Origin of the sequence: Burkholderia sp. A2 (assembly GCF_001729305.1) — a bacterium.
In the GTDB taxonomy this organism is placed as follows: domain Bacteria; phylum Pseudomonadota; class Gammaproteobacteria; order Burkholderiales; family Burkholderiaceae; genus Burkholderia; species Burkholderia sola.
Window position 1 is genome coordinate 1 of the sequence record NZ_LZXX01000148.1, and the last position, 912, is coordinate 912.

Annotated in this window: 1 protein-coding gene and 1 pseudogene; both read right to left on the reverse strand. The window is 66.4% G+C overall.

The features are described 5' to 3' along the window. A partial coding sequence (locus tag A9Z05_RS31590) for a hypothetical protein (RefSeq protein WP_256122144.1) occupies positions 1-188 on the reverse strand: 188 nt, incomplete at its 3' end. Between the two features lie 101 nt (positions 189-289). Next, positions 290-912: pseudogene (locus A9Z05_RS31595) on the reverse strand (AMP-binding protein); the annotation flags it as partial.

Consider the following 912-nt stretch of genomic DNA (forward strand, 5'->3'; position numbering starts at 1 on the left):
CGAGCGCCCGGCTCGGTCAGTCGCGCGAGTCCGCGCGCCACGCGCATCATGCCGGCATGCAGATCGCCGAACGTGCTTTCGCTTTCGATCGCCTCGCCGTCGCGCAGGATGGTCAGCGCGACACGGTCGGGGTCCCGCTCGGTGTGATGGGCGAGCGTCTCGATGATGGAGGTCGGTTCGACTTCCATCTGAAACACGTTCGGATTCGGATGCGTCGTCATGGTGTATCCAGAATGAGGTCAGTGCGCGCCGCCGCGCAAAGGCGGTGGCTTGCGCACGGGGGGCGATCTCATGCGTCTCGCAGGAACGCGTCCGCGATCGCGCGGCGATTGAGTTTGAGGTTGCGCGTGCGCAATCCGCCTTCGACGTCGAATGCGCGGTCGGTGAAAATCACCTTCACCAGTTGCCGTTGTGCGGGCAGCGTGCCGTTGACCGCACGGACGAGTGCGCCCAGCGCGTCGGTGACGTCGGGATCGTCCGGCCGGCGCGTCGCGATGACGACGCTGAGCCCCGCTTGCGGGCCCGCCATCACGACGGCCACGTCGACACGCGGATCGCGATACAGCAGCGCCTCGATCGGCTCGGGATGGAATTTCTCGCCGTTGCTCGTGACGATCGCGTCCTTCTTGCGCCCGACGACGCGCAAAAAGCCGTCGGGATCGAATTCGGCAATGTCGCCCGTCGCGACCGCATTCGGCGCGATGAATGTCGCGCGACTGTCCTCTTCCGGCGCATCGAAGTAGCCGAGCGACAGCAGTGCGTTCCGTGTGACGACGACTTCACCGTCCTCCAGCAACGAGACGCTGCCCGGCTCCGCCGGCTGGCCGACCGTACCGACGCGCACGTGCCCGGGCTTGTTCCATGCAACCATGCCGGCCTCGGTGATCCCGAATGCCTCGTACAGCGCGATCC